The organism is Loktanella sp. PT4BL (assembly GCF_003201935.1).
GTDB lineage: Bacteria > Pseudomonadota > Alphaproteobacteria > Rhodobacterales > Rhodobacteraceae > Yoonia.
Window position 1 is genome coordinate 20,753 of the sequence record NZ_QJJL01000008.1, and the last position, 19,286, is coordinate 40,038.

The window sequence follows — 19,286 nt, forward strand, 5'->3', positions numbered from 1 at the left end:
TCCGGTTTCTGATGCGGGCATTTCTGGCGGTCACCGCCATCGCTGGGTTGATGGCTGGGTCAGCAATTTATTTGTTGGTCGCGTCAATTCCGGATTACTCCGAAGAGTTCAGCGTCACCGGTCTCAGTGGTGAAGTCGAAATTCTCAGGGATACGTCCGCAGTTCCGCACATTTCCGGGACTTCTGAGGACGATATCTACTTTGCCCTGGGTTTCGTGCACGCCCAAGATAGGCTCGGCCAACTGCTTCGGAAGCGGCGCGCATCTGGAGGGCTCAGGACTCAATCGATGCAAGCGGCACTGCCCATGGAGGTTGAGGCAGCCCTGGTGGCCTATTCGAACGGTGTCAACGCCTGGATCAGCGAAATCTCCCAAGGCGGACGGGGACGAGGAGCACCGGAGTCGCTCCTTTCGCGGTCATCTATCGCTCCGTGGACGCCGTCCGACAGTCTTGCAATCGCAAAGAACTTTCTTATCGGTGTGCAAGAAAACTCGAGTGCACCTGTCTGGCGCGAAGAAGTGAGACGCCAGATCCCCACGGGCAGGCCCGACGTACCAGAACTGTATGGTGCCTCCGTCGGACCATATCTGCGGGCATGGGGGATTCCGGCAGCGCGCACAGTGTCAGGTCAACCTATCATTCTTGCCGATATTGCGGGGCCTCTGAGCCTGCCGTCGCAATGGTATCTTGCTGATCTCAGGCTCCCGAGCGGGCCAGTAATTGGCGCTACTCTTCCTGGTCTGCCAATGGTAATTGTTGGACGTTCCGACAGGCTTGTCTGGGGCGTTCAAAGTAGTGGTTTGGCCACCACCACGATCCTTGATGCCAATGAGTTTGGTACCTCTGGGGAGTTTCTGAGCGTCCTTGACCGTCTTATGAAGGCTGATGATGCAGTTCAGGCGATGCGCAGGTTGGACAAGTTTTCCATACCAACCTTCAGATTTGTGATCGCAGATCGTGAGATCTTGCTCGAATGGCCGACGACACAACGCCAGCCCGAGTCTCCCGAGGATTTCCAGAGGCTTCGCCGCGACAGGCTCGCCATGCGCCAGCCGATCTTCTCTCTGGATGGGGCAGTGGCCGCGCAATTGGATACCGTGAGCGAAGCGGCCCGTACCCTTCTGCCGTTAATGGCGCGGGAATTCTGGTTCAATGATCCTTCATTGTCTGGGATGTCTTCGGACACACGCGTGCTGCGCGAACAGGTCTTGGCCCGTCTGGCGCGCTGGAATGGCGATATGAATCGACTGTCACCCGAACCGCTGATCTATTGGACTTGGGTTCGCGCCTTGCAGCGCAGAGTTTTCGAAGACGAATTTCCGTCCATGGAGGTATTGTGGGCCACTCCCAATCCAAATCTGTTATATGCTGTTCTGAGCAATCGCGACGGCGCTGCGGCCTGGTGCGATATTTTGCCGTCCGAACGGCTCGAAACCTGTCAAGACGCGGTCGGACTGGCGCTGAATGACGCATTGAACTGGATCACGGAACGATACGGTGATGATCCGACCACCTGGTACTGGGGAGCGGAGCACACGCTCGTCATGGAGTGGTCCGCAATCCGTAACGTAGGCTTGGTGGGAAGCCTCGTCAGCCTCGCTGCGCCGATCTCTGGCGGACCCGACACCCAGAGGGCCTCTTTCTTTGACTCAAGCGCCAGTTGGCCGTTTGAAACCCGGCGCGGGTCAAATTTTCAAGCGGTGATGTCCTTGGCAAATGCGAACAGCTCACGTTACATCATTCCAGCAGGCCAGTCCGGGCATCCGCTGTCACGGTTCTATGACAACTTTCTTTTACTTTGGACGCAGGGCGAATACCTCACCATGACAACGGATATCGCGGTTGTCAGCGGTGCAGCCGCCGGTGTGACGCGCCTGATTCCATCTACGCCAGCCATTGCACAGTGATTGAGCGACTCCTTACCAGTGATCCATTTGGGCCAGCGGTTTCGCCGATATTTGTTCTTTTTCTTTTGACGACACTGGGCCTGTACCTCCGGGGTCTGTCACGACTGGCCCGATTGCGTCGGCCTGTTAGTAAGTTGCAATCAGGGTTCTTTGTGGCAGGTCTTGGCAGCATCGCGCTGGCAAGCAATGCGCCATTGGCTCCTCTTGGTCACAGTCTTTTTTCGGCTCATCAGGCCGAACATCTGCTGCTCAGACTGCTTGGTCCGCTCTTAGTTACCATGTCATATCCGTGGCGTCTGATACATGTTGCCCTACCCCGTCGCTGGCGTCGCAGATTAGGTTTGTACGGGAAAAAGCGTCTCATACGAAGTTTCGCACACCCCGCCGTTTCCACAGCAATGCTGATTGCCGGACTTTTTGTGTGGCAAATCCCACCTGCCTACGGGCTTGCTCAAAGAATTCCAGCCGTGGAAACGTTTGCTCACATTCTAATGATGGCGACGGGACTATGGTACTTTGCGATGTTGCTTGATCCGCGCGACCCGCCCGAGGGCCATGCACGTGGAGCGCGACTGATGTCAGGCTTCGTCCTAATTGTCTCAAACATCCTTCTCGGATCGCTCACAACGCTAAAAGCGACGGTGATTTATTCTGAATACCATAGTCTTGTTCGGAGCGGCACCTTGAGCCCGATGGCCGACGAAACAATCGGTGGATTTACGATCTGGGTGCCGTCATCGATGGTCATGATACTGTCTATCATTCTTGTGCTGAATGAATGGAATCGTGCAGAAGAACAGAGATGGGCCATGCGATTTACACACCGGTGTTCCAACTCCGCTGCTCTGGAATTCCCCGAAACCGCCGCTGAATTGCAGTTGAAGGTCGCGGACCCTAATCGGCAGGTGGGTCGATCGTTGGCTTTGGGTGCCTTGGCCATGTTCTGCCTCGTTATGGTGACAGCAATCAGCGTACTCTCTATGGCCCGCTGACCTCAGTATTGCCGGGCGGTACTGCGATTGCGACCTGGCGTGAGATCGGTTGCATGTCATGATCGGCGGGTTGACTCAAAATCCGCGTTACCCGCGTTCTTGGAGATGGCGTTCGAACGCCTGTAGAGTTGCTTCACTGACATGATGCTCGATGCCTTCTGCGTCTCGCTCGGCTGTCTCCTCGTCGATCCCGAGGCCGCGGAGAAACGCCACTACGACCCGGTGCCGCCGCTTGCAGGTCTCGGCCAGCACCCTCCCCTCTTCTGTAAGAAAAATCGCCCGATATGGTTCTCGGCGAACCAACCCAGCGGCCTTGAGCCGTGAGATATTCTTGGTGACGGTAGGTGGTTTGACCCCAAGGCGTCCAGCGATCTCGACTGGGCGTGCTTCTCCTCGCGTCTCAATGAGCTCGGCGATCAGCTCGACGTAGTCTTCTGCCATTTCGGTTTCATGGGCCTGACGCACTGTTGCAAAGCCCTCAGCCTGGATCTCAGGGGCTCGTTGGTCAGCGTCAAAGGTGTTACGACTAAGGGATTGCGATTTGGTCATGATCAGACTTTGAATTGAAACGAAAGCATTGACAACTAGTTTGCTTTGGGTAGATAAATTAGACACGGCTAACTTTTGGCGTTGGAGGCGATTTTTATCCGAGATTTTCTAAAGCTTCTATTCATCGCGTGGATCGGTGCGGTTGTCTTTCCGGGATCAGTTTCGGCCACACCGGCAAAAGAGGCATCATGGCTCCCCGAGGCAGCAGCCTATCGTCTGACGCTCTTCCTAGGAAATCTTGAACCATTGCCTTGGGGCCAAGTTTCAATCGCTTGGTCTGAGCCTTACCGCGGGTCGAAATATTCCGTGGGAGCGTTAGACTGGCTCGATGCCAAAAGCGAAATTAACGTGACACGGTTGCTAGAGGCAATTGATCAACAGGATCGACAGGCGCTTTTTACAGAGGCGACCCGCCTGATTGCATTCAGAATCGAGGAAGAACTGGATCGGTTACTTATCGCCGAAAACCCGACTGCCACTCGGCAGGCAGTGCAGACGGGCCGTGAACTCTATCGCGCATTTGCCGATGGTGTAACAGCCGCCGATCCCGAGGCGGCGCGAAACGTCGGGATCGCATGGTTGGATTTGAATAGCAGTGCCGGGTCATCGGGCGTGCTGGGTGCAGGCGCGATATCCTCTGACCGAGAGACCATGGGCGTCGCTGTCGCGGTTATCTCAGATTACCTTAAGCAGAACTACCTTGTGGACGACTTCGCGCCGCGCAGAAGGCTGAGCGCGCTACCGGAGACCGCAGTGCTCAACGGACGCACCATTGACGTACCACCGAGCCTGCCGCCCGGTTCCGACATTTTCGACCAGAGTCCACTTCCGCGGCTCGTTCTCAACTTTGAGGAACAAGGAATTGACGAGGCGGACCTTCCGCTTGTCGCCTATGGCGACATGCTGTTTGACAGCGCGCAGATCTTCGGCGGTCCGGCGCGCGATCTTGGCATTGCTTGCTCCGCCTGCCACAACCGCTCGGATGTGAACCAACGCCTGTTCATTCCAGGCGCCAGTCACCAGCCCGGCGCAATCGACGTGGATGGCGCGTTTTTCAATCCAATCTTCAACGATCGGCGCGACGACCCGATCGACATCCCAAGCCTTCGCGGCCTGCGCTTTACTGGACCCTATGGTCGCGACGGGCGCTTCGCGTCGTTGCGGGACTTCACTCGCAACGTGGTCGTCAATGAGTTTGGGGGCGTTGAACCGACGCCATTCATGCTGGACGCACTGGTCGCCTACATGCTCGAATTCGACTTCCTGCCGAACTCGATGCTGGCGCATGATGGCAGGTTGACCGACGCCGCCCCAGTCGCCGCCCGGCGCGGCGAAGCGATATTCAACCGTCCCTTAGCAGGGCTTGGTGAGCGTTCCTGCGCGAGTTGCCACGTGCCGCAAAGCAACTTCCTCGATCGGCAAGCGTATGACATCGGCTCGGCCACGTCGCCATACGCTGGCGCGCGCGCGGGCGCGTTCGACACGCCAACGCTTCTGGGCACGGTTTACACGGCCCCCTATTTCCATGACGGATCCCTGCCTAGCCTGAGCGCGGTCGTGGATTGGTTCGATGAGACGAAATCTCTTGGTCTGACAGGAACAGAACGCTCTGACCTCACGGCCTACCTTGAAACCATCGGCGCGGCGGATGAGCCCTACGAAGCCTTCGACGACGAGAACACCGCCTTCCGGCTGGCTTTCTCGGAACTGACGACCTTCGCGTCGACCCTTAATACGCTGTTGCCAAGGCGGGACGCCGAGCACATCCTGCTTTTGACCGACACCGTCGCAGCAGACCTCTCTGCAGACGCCAGCACAATGTCTAACCTTGCCGCCCGGCCCGAGGTTTACGCGCTGGCTGACCGTCTTGACGAGGTTGGAGCAGCCGTGCGCGCCGGGGAATGGGTAGCAGCAGAGACAAGCTGGGCGGCATTTCAGAGGCAAGCCGCAAGTCTCGACCAGAGTGCGTTCTGATGGTAACCCTTTTGAACCGCAGATCGGCGCTAATTCTTTCCGGTGCGAGTGTCCTGGCACTCTCCACCCCCCTCGTCGCTCAGGACCGGCGCTTGCGCCTTGCGTTCATTCCGCAGGAGAACCCCGAGAAACTGCTTGGGGACATCGCAGTGGTGACCGCTTGGCTGGCCGATGAAATCGGGGTGGCGGTCGAAGGATTTGTTACAATCGATCATGCCGCCGCCGTCGAGGCGCTGCGGAACGGCGACGCGGATATCTCCTTCATGGGGGCGCTTCCCTTTGTGCTTGCCGAAGCTCAAATCGGCGCGGTACCACTTCTGTCCGAGGTTTATCGCGGCGCGCCAAGCTACACAGGCCGCATCTTCGTGCGCCGCGATAGTGGTATTAAGACACTCTCTGACTTACGGGACCGTGACATCGCGTTCGCCGACCCGATCTCGGAGTCGGGATACCTCTATCCGCTTGCAGAGTTCGAGAGGGTGGGGCTGATAGAGGGCCCCGGCGCAGCCGAGGCCTTCTTTGGCCGCATCTTCTTTGCCGGCGGTTATCAGCAGGCGATGCAGGCCATGGCTGAGGGCCTGGTCGAGGCCGCGGGCGCGAGCCAATACGCCGACTTACTTCTTACACCCGATCAGCAGGCCGAGGTGACCTGGATTGCGGAAAGCGATAAGATCCCGAGCCATGTCGTTATCGCGCGTCCCGGGCTGGACGCGGATATTCAAGCAAGGTTCGTCGAAGCCATGTTGACACTCAATCAACCTGCGAACCGCGACATGCTGCGTTATCTCTACGGACCCGACGGCTATGTTGTTTCTGCCCCCGGCGTCTTCGACGGGGTGCGAGATATCGCGCGTCACTACGGATTGCTGCGATGACTGCTGCCGCGCAAATCGACGATGTAAGCTTCGCGCACTCTGGAGCCGACACTTCCGCTTTGGAGCATGTGTCGCTTTCACTTCCGGTGGGTGAGATAGTTGCGCTTTTTGGACCATCGGGTGCTGGAAAGACGACTTTACTGACGCTGCTGGACGGCAGGCTTCGGCATTGGTGCGGGCGCGTCTCCATCCTAGGTGCGTCACTCGATCCGGATCATCCACCGTTGCGCGCCTGTCGCGCGGACACTGGCTTTGTGTTTCAGGAATTTGCCCTGGTCGAGCGTTCGAACGTGCTGCGCAACGTGCTGAATGGCCGTCTTGGGCGCATGTCTCCGATTCGAGCTTTCTTTGGAACGCCCAGGGAACGTGACCTTCAAGTTGCAAAAACTGCGCTCGCCGATTGTGGCATTGCCGATCTTGAAGATCGTAGAGTCGACAGTCTGAGCGGCGGACAAAGACAGCGCGTTTCCATTGCACGTTGTCTCGCACAGGAACCACGATTGATCCTCGCGGACGAGCCAGTGAGCAGTCTTGATCCGACGCGTGCGGCCGAGGTCTTGACTCTGTTGACAGAGGCGGCGCTCGTGCGAGGCGCAACGGTTGTATTCTCATCGCATCAGCCGGATCTCGCGCGGCGCTTTGCGCAGCGAATTGTCGGCATGCGAGACGGGCGCGTCGCTTTCGATTTGCCGACATCCGAGTTGTCCGAAGCTGCAATGGCGGATCTCTACCGGGACGCCGCACAAATGCCTGCAATTAGTCTTAGGGTAGCCAGCTAATGCGGGCCCGTGGATTTGCCAGTTTCACGGCTGCAGTACTGTTTGCTGGCGCTGTTCTCTGGTCACTCGCCACGACAGATGTTGAGCTGAGGCGACTTGTGTCGTCTGGCCCGCGGATCGCGGATTTCCTTGGCCGCATGTTCCCGCCTGACCCTACGGTCATGGAAGAGATTGTGAGCGGTAGTGCCGAAACACTAAGAATAGCGATCCTGGGAACGCTTGGCGCAGTGCTTCTCTCCGTCCCGTTGGGGCTTTTGGCGTCCGAGACAATGTCCCCCCCTGCGGTCTACCGTCCGGTCCGGATTCTGCTGGCGCTCATTCGGGCAATCCCGCTGATCCTTGTGGCGATGTTGATGGTGGGCGCGGTCGGGCTCGGTCCCCTGCCCGGTATCATCGCTGTCGCCTTTCATGCCACAGGCATGCTTGCCAAATTTTATTCTGAAGCTATCGACGGCGTAGCGCGCGCGCCGATTGCCGCGCTGGAAAGTGCGGGCGCCGGGCCGCTTGCGCGGCTGAGGTACGCAATTTGGCCTCAGATGGCACCTGTCGTGGCGCGTGACACGATCTTCCGGTTTGAATTGAACCTGCGAGAATCCTTGATCCTTGGAGTTGTCGGTGCGGGCGGGATCGGGTTCTACATCCAGACGTATGTGCGTTCTTTCCAGTATGACAAGGCCGCGAGCGTCACCATAGCCGTGGTTGTCATGGTGGTGGCGATCGAAGCTTTCAACGGCGCTTTGCGTCGCCGTTTCTCTTGATCAAACTCATTGCCGTTGGTTCAAGATTTGCTACCAATCGTTCCTTGAAACGAATTGGTGAATATCATGCATAGATGTCGATGGGCGTTCCGTCCCTCACCATGGCGTAGATTTCTTCAATCTGGCTATCAGTCACTGCAATGCATCCAGCTGTCCAGTCCCGCACATCAGTCGGATCAATACCGGGCCTTGGACCGCCGTGAATGAAGATATCGCTACCGGGCGGTTTCCCTTGAGCAGCAGCAAAGGCCCTGTCTGCTTCATTTGGATATGAAATCCCAATCGAGAGGTGGAATAGACTTGCAGGGTTTCGGCGATCTATCAGATATGACCCCTCAGGCGTTCTTCCGTCGCCCTCAAATTGCTTGTGGCCAGTTGGCGCAAAGCCAAGACCAACTGGATAAGTGCGCAAGGGTTCCGACACACCATCAAGAACCAGCATGCGTTGCGATTTGTACAAGCGCAAACGGGCAACTTCCGGTCCGTTGTAAGTTTGGGGTTTGTTCGCACACCCAGACAGAACGGCGGCACTCAGGCCTCCAAGCACTGCCTTGCGTCGCGTAGTTGAAAGTGATCTCACTGCTCTTGCACCCTTTTTTAGTGCCATTTTCATCCAGACTACCGACTTGGTCTGATCCGATCAATGCCCCTTTAGCAAAGCGCCTTTTGCCAACTGCTCACCCACACCATCTCCGCCGGATAGATCGATCCGGGCTTCTCTTGCTTGGAGAAGACGCAGGGCATTGGCGACAACCAACAGTGACACACCTACATCGGCGGCAATCGCCCCCCACATCGTTGCCATTCCAAAGGCTGTCAAGCCCACGAAGACAGCTTTGGTGGCCAGCGAGATGCCGATGTTCTGCCGGATGATCGACATCGTCCTGCGCGAGTGACCGATCAGCCAAGGCACTTTACTGATATCGTCGGTCATCAATGCAATATCTGCCGTTTCAATGGCCGCATCTGAACCAACAGCCCCCATGGCAATGCCGTAATGTGCGCGCGCCATGGCAGGCGCATCATTAACCCCATCACCGATCATCGCGACCATGTCGTACTGTGATACCAACTCTTCGATGGCCGTTACCTTGTCTTGGGGTAAAAGCTCGGCACGCACCTCGTCGATGCCCACTTCGGCGGCCACAGCCAGGGCAGTCCTTTCGTTGTCACCGGTTAGCATGATTATCTTTTTCACGCCCTGCGCGTGCAACTGTGCGATAACACCTTTGGCGTCGGGGCGAATACGGTCACGCAGTTCAAGAAGACCGGTCACGCCAGTTTCATCACCAACTGCGACCAGTGTGTTGCCCGCCTCTTCTATTCGATCCCGAAGATCTAAGGGGAGAGTGCTGCCAAACCCCTTTTCCTCCGCGAACCGATCAGACCCCAGCCAGACAATTCGTCCACCAACGCGGCCTTCAAGCCCGCGCCCCGGCACGGTCCGGGTATCCTCGGCAGCTTTGACGGCGACCCCGTCACGTTCAGCCTTACCGATAATGGCGCGCGCAAGAGGATGTGAGGACCGCGCCTCTAAAGCACCCGCAAGGGTCAAAAGGTCAACTTCGGACGTGTCACCCAGTGGATAGACAGCCGCCACTTCCGGCTCTCCCATGGTGATTGTGCCCGTTTTGTCCATGGCAAGAGCCGTGGTGCGACCGGGGGCTTCGACATAGGCACCACCTTTGATCAGCACACCGGCCCTGGCAGATGCCGCAAGGGCAGCAACGATAGATACCGGGGTCGAAATAACCAGCGCGCAGGGGCAAGCGATGACAAGCAGGACCAGCGCGTTATAGAACCAGTAATTCCACGCACCACCCAAAAAGAGAGGCGGTAAGACAGCAATCGCAACCGCGAGTGCCATAACGATGGGCGTATAAATCCGGGCGAATTTTGCGACCCATTGCTCGACCTCGGCGCGTTTGGAATGTGCGTCGCCAACCATGCGGATGATTTTCGACAGAACCGTATCGCTGGCAGCTTTTGTTGCGCGGACCGTAAGCGTGCCCTCACCGTTGATGGTCCCCGCGTAAACATCGTCCCCCGTTTCCTTTGGGACAAGCGCACTTTCGCCCGTGATGGGGGCCTGATCGACGGCACCAGTTCCATCTGTCACCTCACCGTCAAGCGGGATCCGGTCGCCGCCTCGGACAATGAACTGTGTCCCAACCGCAACCTCGGCCGCTGGTACATCGGCTTCTGATCCATCATCATTTAGAACACGCGCCGTCGGCGGTGCCAAATCAAGAAGCGCGGAAACAGCGTTCCGGGCGCGCCCCACGCTCCAGCTCTCCAGATAGAGCGATAGCGAGAAAAAGAACGCAACGGTCGCCGCCTCGAAGTATTCGCCAAGCCCAATTGCACCCACCACAGCAACCACCATGAGAAGGTTCATATCGGGAGACAGGCGGCGTGCAGACGACCACGCCTTTGGTGCGACCAGCCATACCCCAAAAAGGATTGCGAAACCAAATAATGCGACCTCTGGGATTGGCATCGCGGCCTCGCCATGCCCTGAGAACAGGCCAAGTGCGCCACTCAGTCCGGTCTCCACGATATGGTATCCAAAACCCGCGGCCCAAAACCCACCACTCAGAAAAGTAAACCACTTCTGCTTGGCAAGATGCGCCGCCTGATCGGCGCTGGCGTTGTCAGCGTTCCATGGACGGGCCGTCATGCCTGTGCTGGCAACCAATTCTGTGATTTGACTATCTGAAATCTGTTTAGCGCTGTCCAAGACCGTCATGCGCCCATTGATCACATCAAACGCAAGATGTTCAGCCCCACCGAGTTTCGGGCCAACGACTTTGGAGAGGATTGAAACCTCTTCAGCGCAGTCTAAGCCGCTGACCTGAAAGCTACGTCCGTGTTCGGGAGGAGGGGCGGACGGAATGCCGGTCACCTGTTCTGCGCCACAGCACGCAGATCCATCAGACAGGTGATCTGAGTGGTCGTGGGCGTGATCGCCATCTTCGTGCGCAGTTTTGGAATTCACCATTCGATCTCTCCGGAATCATTCTATACACTACGTGTAATGTCTACAGTGGCTTTAGGTTCAAGAGGTTTTTCGCTGGAAGATCTGCGCCTGACGAAATAGTGAAGAAGCAGACACGGTTGATAAACGAAAATTTGCGCAACTGAAAATGAACAAGGTGGACGCTGAATGATAAAAACACTGACACTTGCCATCGTCGGCGTCGTTACGTTATCCGCTTGCGCGGGTGCGCCAGTTGAAGACACCGGTGCCAATACCGACGTAGTCATCCCACCCGAATTGGTGAACTTGGCCGCGCCAAACCAAGATATCTCAACTGCACGGATGTTACCGGAAGACCGGTGCTATTGGTATGAACATCGCGGACGGGTCGAAACCACGCTTCTGCCCGTTATGACACGAAATGGTCGTCGCATCTGTCTCCCCGCACAAACCTAGGCTGTTTGTCTGTTACACTTGGATTTACCAGAGCGCTCCGACACTGGGGGTGGCAACGCTGTCTTCTGCAGAATAAAGATGCGCCGTCGATCCTATTTTAACGAGCGAATATAGATCATTTATATGGGGCATGACCATACGCACACAACCGGAACTGGCGCGGCTTCCGATACTTCTGGGCAGTGGTGTCCCGTGTATCCGCAGATATGTATCCCGATCACCGACGTAGAGGTAGAGCGCCCGTGAACCCAACGCGTTTTGAGGCCCGGGCTCCACCCCGCCCTCGAATTGTGCATAGGTTTCAGGCTCACGTTCAATCATGTTTTGGGTCGGGGTCCAGTGCGGCCACTCGACCTTTCGCTTAATTGTGTAGATGCCCGGCTCATACAGATCGCCCCGTCCGATCGCCACGCCGTAACGCATCGCCGTTCCGCCCTCTTCTATGTGATAGAGATAACGCGCAACCGCATCGACATGGATATCACCAGGTATCAAACCGTCATTCCGCGCTACGCGTTGGGGTAAAAACCGAGGTTCCAACCCCCAGGGGTTAGATGTTGCGGGATCATATCCCGCCGGGGTCACCTGCATATCCCATAAAGCCTTCTCCGCAGCAGTGGGCCAGCTCTTTGCAAACGCAGGGCTGGCAAATGGAGCAGAAAACATGGCTACGCTCGTTGCGATGAAATGACGTCTTGTTAACATAAATCGTACTCCGGCTATTACTTTGCACATGCTAGTTTTTTGTCAGCATGAAATGAATCCACTCCTTACAACCTCAAGCAACTTTAGGTTCAATACCCTACCTTGGTTCGTTCGTCACATTTCCTTGAGCTTAACGGGCTTTCCAGTAGTCAAAGTTGGGTTATTTTCAAACAAAGTTGACACCTCTATCAACAAATACAAGGAGATGCAGCATCGCTGGCCGCCTACCCAAACACAGCACCGACGCATTTGCGGATCGCTAGGAAAGACAGTCTGGACTTCGATCCGCGTGGTTCCGAATATTTGTCGCCTTCGGCAGTTTCATCGCATTGCCCAGTCTGCATCACGGCCGCAGCCTCGAAAGAGCGTCGTCGATAGCTTGAGTTCTAGGGTCCTCTGCCCCGGCATTCGCAGTAAGCGCCTCCGCCCGTTCATACGCAGCAATTGCAGCCCCTGTTTGCCCAAGAACTGAATAGGCATTCCCCAATCGCATCCAACCATCAAGATCGCCCGGTTCCTCTTCCAGACGGTTCGCCAGACGCGCCACCATCGAAAGAATGAACGCTTGCCTGTCATCATCAGACATCTCTTGTGCGTTCGCGACATCTTCAGTGGTGGGGCCGGGAGCATTCACCATTGGCGCGAAGTCAGCCAGTGAAAGCTGTGGCTTCCCAATCTCGGCGCCAATGCGGTTAGCTTCTACCAAGAGGCTTTCCATCCAAGGATAGAACCCATCTGCTGTATTCAGGCGTGCGATAAGCAATTCATACCCACGCGAGGACTCGCCCTTTTGCGACAGTGCCAAAGCCTTGTAGTAGACGCTCGCGGGATTGTCTGGGTTTATTGACATTGCGCGATCAATTGCTGCTTCGGCAGCTGGTGTGACCACACCTTGCTCTGCATAGATGAGTGCTTCTGCCAACATGGAAAACACGCCTGAATCTGCTTCTGGCCGCTCGGATACGACCTTAAAAGCTGCAGCGGCATCCTCAAACCGGCCCATCCTTGAATAGGTCTGACCCAAAAGCATCCAGCCTTCACTTGGTCCACCATCCGGATCACTGATAAGCCGGTCATAGAGTTGGGAGGATAAATCAGCGATCTGGGCCGCCTCTTGCCGTTCTGACGCGCGGTCGGCAAAGGCCAGACCCTCAATCTCGGGTGATCCCATCGTCATGTAATAGCCAACCGCAAAGAGTGGCACAAAGACAGCACCCAAGATCACACCAACACGACCGCCGGTATTGGTTGTAGTGCTGCGTGAGCTTGACTTGCGTGCCTGCATCAAGATGCGCCGCTTGATCTCCTGCTCGGCGGCTTTCGCTTCGACTTCAGAGATAATGTTACGTTCCAGATCGCGTTTCACCTCCTTCAACTGATCCAAAAGCACTGCTGGCGTCGTGTCTTCAGGAACGGCGGAGGGTTGCAATTTGGTGCGAAGCGGCAGCACCATGAGCGACAGAGCCATTAGGGAAAGAAGTACGAAAAACAGCCAGATCATGTTTCTTTGCTCACTTTATTCTGCTCAATAAAGCGCGCCACTTCGTCTTCTTCGGCAGCAGAAAGGCCGGCTGCAGTCTTTCGTCGTCGGCTCGCCGATAACACGCTCCATCCAATCAGGAGAGCGGACAAGGCAAGGACAAAAGGTGCAAGCCACAGTGCTGCTGTCGAAAGATTGAACGGAGGGCGCATCAAAACGTAGTCACCATAGCGTGAATGGACATAGTTGATCACTTCCTCGTCGCTGTCTCCGGCGACCAGACGCTCTCTGACCAGAATGCGCAGATCACGCGCAACGCCAGCATTTGAGCTGTCGATGTCCTGATTTTGGCAGACAACACAGCGCAGTTCCTTTGATATTTCTCGTGCGCGCTGCTCCAGCACGGAATCTTGCAATATCTCATCAGGCTCGACCGCAAAAACGGCCATGGGCAGAATGAGGAATATTAGTAATATCAGATGTCTCATCCGCCTGCCTCGATTTCCATCGCGCCGGCCTGATCCAGCGCTTCTCTGAACTTTTTGACTGCGTCATCTCCCACGACCGGGCCAACATAACGGTATAGAACAGTGCCGTCTGACCCGACGATGAATGTTTCAGGCACACCGGAAATGCCCCACTCGATCCCAGCCCTGCCCGTGCTGTCCGCGCCGATCATTTCGTATGGGTTCCCAAGTTCGGTCAGCCAGCGAACAGCGTCCTCGGGCTTGTCTTTGTAGTTGATCCCGAAAAGCCGCTGACCTTCACGTTCGACGAGCTGGGTCAGCACAGCATGTTCGGCACGGCATGGCACACACCAAGAGGCAAAGACATTCACGATCACGGGGCCCTGATTGCCAACAAGATCGGTCCGCGCAAAGCTTGGTGTCGCTAATCCCTCGACGTCCATGAGCGTGAACTCTGGCGCCTGTTGGGAAATCAAGACCGAGGGGATATCATTCGGATCCCGGTCTGGATTGAGACCCCACAAGAAGAAACCGCCAAAGACAACCGCGATCAGCAGCGGAATAAGAGCAAGAGCACGTGTCATCTTTATTCCGCCGGAATCTTTGCCGAATTTGATATCTTTTTGACTGAACCACGACGCGGCGCACCAACGCGCAACCGCCGGTCCGAGAGAGATAGCCCACCGCCCAAAACAAGCATGGCTGATCCAATCCAGATGAAATTGACCAAAGGCTCGTAAAGAATGCGCAGTGTCAACGCGCCCCCTGCCCCGGCTTCTTCTGATGCTGGTCTGGCGATAGAAGCGTAAAGGTCACCAGCCATCGTCGAGCGAATAGCGCTTTCAGTCGTGTTGCTCTCCGCCACTGGGTAGTAGCGGCTTTCAGGAAAAAGCTCTGTTACAAAAACCCCGTCTTGTCTAACGGTTAGTTTGCCGCGATCGGCGACATAGTTTGGTCCACGAACCCGTTCAAGGCCCTCGAATGTGACATCAAATCCTGCAATTTCGATCTGGCTGCCCGGCTGAACAAAGACAATCTCCTCAGTCTTCCAAACGCTTGAGCCGATGAAGCCAAACATAGCGACGGCTAGTCCGGTATGTGCGAGTGTCATTCCATAGACTGATCTAGGAAGGTTGGCGGCACGCCTGCGCGACTCTGTGAACGGCACCTCAAACAGTTTAATCCGCACTGTCCACTCTTTGAGGGTCGCCATGAAAAGCCAAATGGCGAGAAGGATGGATAAATAGCCAAGCACCGGACCGCCGCGCACGATGTACCAGACCGCGAGTGTCGCCAGAACTGTCAGAACCGCGACAATCCGCAGCCTTTGAAGTACACCCGGTAGGTCTGCACGTTTCCAAGACAGGAACGGCCCGATGCCCATGACGAAAACCAACGGCAGCATAATCGGTATGAAGGCTGCATTGAAAAATGGCGGCCCGACAGACAGCTTTTGGCCGTCCGTCAACGCTTCATAAAACAGCGGATAAAGTGTTCCAAACAGGACGATGCCTGTCGCTGTCGCAAGGATCAGGTTGTTGATGAGCAAACCTGCCTCTCGGCTGATCGGTTTGAAGATGCCACCTGGTTCCATGACGGGTGCACGCCACGCAAAGAGTGCTAAAGAGCCACCGATCGACACCGCCAGAAGACCCAGAATGTATAAGCCACGTTCAGGATCGACTGCAAAAGCATGAACAGAAGTCAGCAGACCTGACCGAACAATAAATGTACCAAGTAGCGAGAGCGAAAATGTCAGGATCGCAAGGAGGATTGTCCAGCTTTTGAAGGCATCCCGCTTCTCTGTAACGATTGCAGAATGAAGAAGGGCTGTGCCCATGAGCCAAGGCATGAAGCTGACGTTCTCGACCGGGTCCCAGAACCACCAGCCGCCCCAGCCCAGTTCGTAATATGCCCACCAAGACCCCAATGCGATGCCAGCGGTCAGGCTTAGCCAAGCGGCGAGTGTCCAGGGGCGGACCCATCTGGCCCAGGCCGCATCTACACGCCCTTCGATCAAGGCCGCGACGGCAAAGGAAAATACAATCGAAAACCCAACATACCCAATGTAAAGAAGTGGCGGGTGCATTGCCAAACCGACGTCCTGAAGCAATGGGTTCAGATCTTGACCATCTATCGGGGGCGGAAAGACGCGGTCAAAAGGGTTTGATGTGAACAGCATAAACGTGATGAAACCAACGCTGATCCACGCTTGCACCGAGAGGGTCCGCGCTTTCAAGCTATCAGGAATGTTGGCGCCAAATACCGAAACGGCGGCACCAAAAACTGTCAGGATCAACACCCAAAGCAAAAGCGACCCTTCGTGACTGCCCCAGGTGCCTGCGATCTTGAACAGCATGGGTTTGAGCGAATGCGAGTTTTCAACGACATTTTTGACGGTGAAGTCGCTCGTGACGAAGGCCTGAAGCAGGGCGAAGAACGCGATAGATGTGAAAAAAACCTGGCCCAGTGATGACCACTTTGCAGATTGCATCCATAGAATATTACCGCGCGCAGCACCCAGTATTGGCAGCACACTCTGAACAATCGCCATGGCAAGTGCAAGCGCCAGCGCGAAGTGACCGATCTCTGGTGTCATGTGAAGCTTACCCTTGGCTAGGTGTTTGCGCGAATGCGAGATGCCTAGAATTTATCAAGTGATGCCGCAGGCTGTTAGGGGTGCGTTTGTCACCTTTTGTAACCAAAATCCGCGACATAACATTACAAAACACCGATGCGTCAGACCTTTACCCGGATGAAGACGATCCCGATATTTGTTGTACAAATGGAAAGGAAAGAAGATGTCGATTAAACGTGTTTTGGTACTCGCTGCGTTGGTTTCAGCCGGAATGTCGCAGATAGTTTATGCTGATGAAGATCCTGGAGACACCTTAGATGCAGATACGGATATGATGTCAGAAATGGATAACGGTAGCGGTATGGGCATGGGTGGCGACGTGTCACAAATGGGAATGATGAACGGCAATATGATGCCCATGATGATGCAGATGCATGAGAACATGATGGGCAGTAGCGGCCAGATGGGTATGATGAATGGTGCCAACCGGATGGCTATGATGGACCGCGATATCATGGGCATGATGATGCCTGACGGTGATCCTAAAAATATGGCACCGCATATGGCGGTCAAGATGCAGGAGTTTGATGCAGACTCTGATGGCGCCTTGACGCTCGAGGAATTTGAAGCACTGCACACCAACGCGGTACGTGACCGGATGGTGGATCGCTTCCAGCATCTTGATGCGGATGCAGATGGTGCAGTCACGCAAGAAGAGATGCAAGCGGCGGGGACGCGGATTGGTGCCATGGGTAACATGTCCGATGACGGTGCCGCAGACCATCATGGTGATGACAATTAAATCAGGAGGCCCGTAATGGCACACTTTCTCACCCGCCGTAAGGTAGTGACGACGTTGGTTGCAACCGCAGTTGCGCCATCGCTCGGGTTAGCGCAGTCATCTGAGATTTGGTCGGTAGGCCAAGCATATGAGGCGCTTAAGGCTGACCAGATCCGTTTGATTGACGTGCGTTCACGCGCGGAGTGGGACGAGACTGGCGTGGCAGAAGGCGCATGGACGATTAGTTTGCACGAAGACCGGTTTCCTGACCGCCTCTTTGCCGCGCGAGAACTGGCAGATGGGCGACCCGTTGCCCTGACTTGCGCGACTGGCGGGCGATCAGGCAGCGTGATGCGCAGTCTGAGACAGGCTGGATATACGGGGTTCATTGATGTTTCCGAAGGCATGCTGGGGTCATCATTGGGACCAGGTTGGATCGCGGCTGGTCTTCCCATTGTTGATGTTGAAACGGCACTGGCAGCGTTGCCAGCCGGCCTTGTGTGAGCAGGTGATGCTGAACCGAAGACAAGCTTTGCTTTGTGGCGCCAGTTTCGGTGCTGTGGCTGCACTTCCTGTACAACTTGCCGCTCAGACGCGTGAGCACCTCACTTATCCACCGCTTTTGGATGCGACCAGATCACAGCGGTTTCGATTGCGGGCGCAAGCTGGAAAAACACGTTTCAACGGTGGCGCGACCACTGACACGCTCGGTTACAATCAAGACTATCTGGGGCCAACACTGCGGTTGATGACTGGCGCAGACACGCAAGCCGAGGTCGAAAATCAGCTGCGCGCACCGGTGTCAGCTCACTGGCATGGATTGCTTGTTCCGGGCGACGTTGACGGCGGGCCACATCAAGCGATCGCGCCCGGACAGAGTTGGCGTCCTGTTTTATCCTTGGATCAGCCTCCAGCTACGGCATGGTATCATAGTCACGTCCATGGGACGACGGCGGAACAGGTGATGTTCGGACTTGCCGGTGTGTTACATGTCACCGACGGACAGGACGACAGACGCGGACTGCCATCTGCTTACGGGATCGACGATCTGACCCTTGTTTTGCAAGACCGCCAGTTCAACCGGCGCGGGCGTATGACATATAACAGCGGCATGCATGACGCCATGAATGGCTTTCTGGGCGATACGATGCTGGTGAATGGACAAGTAGGTGCCACTGCCGTCGTGCCAAAGGGGATTGTGCGGTGTCGTCTTGTCAATGGCTCCAACGCGCGGATTTATAGGCTTTCACTTTCGGACAACCGGCCCATGCATCTGATCGCCACTGATGGCGGCTATCTCGACCGCCCCGTCGCACTCAATGCCTTTGTCCTTGCTCCTGGTGAGCGCGCAGAGGTCCTTGTCGATTTCACAAGTGGTACCAATTGCTCACTTGTTTCCGAAAACATTGCAAATTCTGCAATGGGTGGGATGATGGGTGGGCGTTCTGGCGGCCAGTTTGTGGTTCTGCCATTCGCCATCGATACCACGCTTCCTACACGGATCGACGGCCTGCCCGATAGCCTTGATGGTGCTTTGCCAAACCTGGATATTACTGGCGCATCAGTCAGGGGGTTTTCGCTCGATATGTCCATGGGAATGGGCATGATGATGACACGATCCAACGAGCAGTTTTCAATCAACAATGCTGCTTTTGATGAATCAGCGCTCAACTTCGCCGTGGCACATAACAGTCTCGAACGCTGGATCGTTCAAGGGGACCTGATGATGCATCCATTCCACATTCACGGCGTTCGTTTTCAAGTGCTTTCGGAAAACGGACAGCGGCCAAGGCCGGAGAACCGTGGGTGGAAAGATACCGTATTGGTCAATGGTCAAGTGGAGTTAGCCGTAAGGTTTGAAAAACTGGCCTCACGATCCGCGCCGTATATGTACCACTGTCACATTCTGGAACACGAAGATGGCGGGATGATGGGCCAATTTAGCGTCAGTTAGGCATTTCGTCCTTGACCCTCCCCTGACTGGAACCCGCAAAGGTGATTCCAG

General features: G+C 55.9%; 18 protein-coding genes. 10 read left to right on the top strand and 8 right to left on the bottom strand.

Features of this window, described 5'->3' with window-relative positions:
• Positions 1-11 precede the first annotated feature (11 nt).
• Positions 12-1,907, top strand: coding sequence for a penicillin acylase family protein (locus C7964_RS16975; protein ID WP_082436384.1), 1,896 nt, complete (start codon positions 12-14; stop codon positions 1,905-1,907).
• Entirely contained in the window at positions 1,904-2,899 is a 996-nt protein-coding gene (locus tag C7964_RS16980; RefSeq protein WP_055296298.1) for a cytochrome c oxidase assembly protein, read from the top strand. Before C7964_RS16975 ends, C7964_RS16980 begins: the two co-directional genes overlap by 4 nt.
• An 87-nt stretch (positions 2,900-2,986) precedes the next feature.
• On the opposite strand, the gene mntR is transcribed toward C7964_RS16980, so the two are convergent.
• Positions 2,987-3,448: a manganese-binding transcriptional regulator MntR gene (gene mntR, locus C7964_RS16985; protein ID WP_055296299.1), complete on the bottom strand. Its 462-nt coding sequence runs from the start codon at positions 3,446-3,448 to the stop codon at positions 2,987-2,989.
• An 81-nt stretch (positions 3,449-3,529) separates the two neighbouring features.
• Here mntR and C7964_RS16990 point away from each other — a divergent pair, with 81 nt between their 5' ends.
• The 4 genes from C7964_RS16990 to phnE are packed head-to-tail and all read left to right on the top strand — an operon-like array spanning position 3,530 to position 7,834.
• Positions 3,530-5,422, top strand: a complete 1,893-nt coding sequence (locus C7964_RS16990; RefSeq protein WP_286131222.1) for a cytochrome c peroxidase — start codon at positions 3,530-3,532, stop codon at positions 5,420-5,422.
• Positions 5,422-6,297: a phosphate/phosphite/phosphonate ABC transporter substrate-binding protein gene (locus C7964_RS16995; protein ID WP_055296300.1), complete on the top strand. Its 876-nt coding sequence runs from the start codon at positions 5,422-5,424 to the stop codon at positions 6,295-6,297. The genes C7964_RS16990 and C7964_RS16995 overlap by 1 nt, the downstream gene beginning before the upstream one ends.
• Positions 6,294-7,076 carry a phosphonate ABC transporter ATP-binding protein gene (locus C7964_RS17000; protein WP_055296301.1) on the top strand — a complete coding sequence of 261 codons (783 nt, stop codon included), beginning with the start codon at positions 6,294-6,296 and terminating at the stop codon, positions 7,074-7,076. The genes C7964_RS16995 and C7964_RS17000 overlap by 4 nt, the downstream gene beginning before the upstream one ends.
• The gene (phnE, locus tag C7964_RS17005) at positions 7,076-7,834 is read left to right on the top strand and encodes a phosphonate ABC transporter, permease protein PhnE (RefSeq protein WP_055296302.1); all 759 of its coding nucleotides are present in this window, start codon (positions 7,076-7,078) and stop codon (positions 7,832-7,834) included. Before C7964_RS17000 ends, phnE begins: the two co-directional genes overlap by 1 nt.
• A gap of 64 nt (positions 7,835-7,898) precedes the next feature.
• Here the strand turns inward: phnE and C7964_RS17010 are convergent, their stop codons facing one another.
• Positions 7,899-8,441 (bottom strand): L,D-transpeptidase family protein, encoded by a 543-nt coding sequence (locus C7964_RS17010; RefSeq protein WP_082436386.1) that lies wholly within the window; start codon positions 8,439-8,441, stop codon positions 7,899-7,901.
• Positions 8,442-8,474: 33 nt separating this feature from the next.
• Positions 8,475-10,835 carry a heavy metal translocating P-type ATPase gene (locus tag C7964_RS17015; RefSeq protein ID WP_083480490.1) on the bottom strand — a complete coding sequence of 787 codons (2,361 nt, stop codon included), beginning with the start codon at positions 10,833-10,835 and terminating at the stop codon, positions 8,475-8,477.
• Between the two features lie 165 nt (positions 10,836-11,000).
• Between C7964_RS17015 and C7964_RS17020 the strand changes: the two genes are divergently transcribed.
• Positions 11,001-11,270 (top strand): hypothetical protein, encoded by a 270-nt coding sequence (locus C7964_RS17020; RefSeq protein ID WP_055687648.1) that lies wholly within the window; start codon positions 11,001-11,003, stop codon positions 11,268-11,270.
• Positions 11,271-11,294: 24 nt separating this feature from the next.
• On the opposite strand, the gene C7964_RS17025 is transcribed toward C7964_RS17020, so the two are convergent.
• The 5 genes from C7964_RS17025 to C7964_RS17045 all read right to left on the bottom strand — a co-directional run bounded on the left by C7964_RS17025 (position 11,295) and on the right by C7964_RS17045 (position 16,521).
• On the bottom strand, positions 11,295-11,975 hold the full coding sequence (locus C7964_RS17025; RefSeq protein ID WP_055687667.1) for a L,D-transpeptidase: 681 nt from the start codon (positions 11,973-11,975) through the stop codon (positions 11,295-11,297).
• A gap of 343 nt (positions 11,976-12,318) precedes the next feature.
• On the bottom strand, positions 12,319-13,476 hold the full coding sequence (ccmI, locus tag C7964_RS17030) for a c-type cytochrome biogenesis protein CcmI (RefSeq protein WP_055296304.1): 1,158 nt from the start codon (positions 13,474-13,476) through the stop codon (positions 12,319-12,321).
• Complete coding sequence (locus C7964_RS17035; protein WP_055296305.1) at positions 13,473-13,943, bottom strand: cytochrome c-type biogenesis protein; 471 nt, start codon at positions 13,941-13,943, stop codon at positions 13,473-13,475. Before C7964_RS17035 ends, ccmI begins: the two co-directional genes overlap by 4 nt.
• Positions 13,940-14,506 carry a DsbE family thiol:disulfide interchange protein gene (locus C7964_RS17040; RefSeq protein WP_110280827.1) on the bottom strand — a complete coding sequence of 189 codons (567 nt, stop codon included), beginning with the start codon at positions 14,504-14,506 and terminating at the stop codon, positions 13,940-13,942. Before C7964_RS17040 ends, C7964_RS17035 begins: the two co-directional genes overlap by 4 nt.
• Before the next feature lie 2 nt (positions 14,507-14,508).
• On the bottom strand, positions 14,509-16,521 hold the full coding sequence (locus C7964_RS17045; protein ID WP_110280828.1) for a heme lyase CcmF/NrfE family subunit: 2,013 nt from the start codon (positions 16,519-16,521) through the stop codon (positions 14,509-14,511).
• Positions 16,522-16,723: 202 nt separating this feature from the next.
• Between C7964_RS17045 and C7964_RS17050 the strand changes: the two genes are divergently transcribed.
• Genes C7964_RS17050 through C7964_RS17060 form a run of 3 tightly spaced genes read left to right on the top strand, consistent with a single transcriptional unit; the run spans position 16,724 to position 19,235 of the window.
• Positions 16,724-17,302, top strand: coding sequence for an EF-hand domain-containing protein (locus C7964_RS17050; protein WP_110280829.1), 579 nt, complete (start codon positions 16,724-16,726; stop codon positions 17,300-17,302).
• A gap of 15 nt (positions 17,303-17,317) precedes the next feature.
• The gene (locus C7964_RS17055; RefSeq protein WP_110280830.1) at positions 17,318-17,785 is read left to right on the top strand and encodes a rhodanese-like domain-containing protein; all 468 of its coding nucleotides are present in this window, start codon (positions 17,318-17,320) and stop codon (positions 17,783-17,785) included.
• Complete coding sequence (locus C7964_RS17060; RefSeq protein WP_286164024.1) at positions 17,673-19,235, top strand: multicopper oxidase domain-containing protein; 1,563 nt, start codon at positions 17,673-17,675, stop codon at positions 19,233-19,235. Before C7964_RS17055 ends, C7964_RS17060 begins: the two co-directional genes overlap by 113 nt.
• Positions 19,236-19,286 lie beyond the last annotated feature (51 nt).